Origin of the sequence: Drancourtella massiliensis, assembly GCF_016900655.1 — a bacterium.
Classification (GTDB): Bacteria; Bacillota; Clostridia; order Lachnospirales; family Lachnospiraceae; genus Sellimonas; species Sellimonas catena.
In genome coordinates, this window is sequence record NZ_JACJKH010000098.1 from 1 (window position 1) to 574 (window position 574).

1 pseudogene is annotated in these 574 nt (G+C 45.1%); it reads left to right on the top strand.

Annotation, left to right across the window (positions count from 1 at the left end):
- Positions 1-173: 173 nt before the first annotated feature.
- Positions 174-452: pseudogene (locus H6A32_RS15885) on the top strand (ParA family protein); the annotation flags it as partial.
- Positions 453-574: the final 122 nt, after the last annotated feature.

Genomic DNA, 574 nt, shown 5'->3' on the forward strand with positions numbered 1-574 from the left:
ACAACGGAGGGCAACCAGAAAAAATGGTTTGCGAAATCCCGCCTCTGGCGGCACCAGTGCTATGCCCTGGAGGGGCGAAAATTAAACCCCCATTTGAAATGGGGGTCATAACTTGAATTGCATTTAATAAAGTACCATGCAACAGTTGGTAGACAGTATCCGGAAAGTGAGAGTTGCATCACGAAGAAGGTGTAGATCTTCTGCCAGCTAACATTGAATTATCGGCCATTGAGGTTGCGATGACATTAATTATGAGCTGTGAGGTCATGATGCGGGAGTATCTGGAACGGGTAAGGGAGAAATATGGTTATATCCTGATTGACTGTATGCCTTCTCTTGGCATGATGACAGTGAATGCACTGGTTGCTGCTGACTCTGTTCTGATTCTGGTGCAGGCTGCTTATCTTCCGATAAAGGGTCTTCAGCAGCTGATCAAGACCATCGCCATGGTAAGCGTTTGAATGAAGAGTCTAATCCCCCAGCTATGCTGGGGAGAATAGAGTAGTTGGAGACGGTAAGGATATTAATAAAAATCCTCCTATGCTAAAATGAAATTGGTGTCGCAAGCCAAATT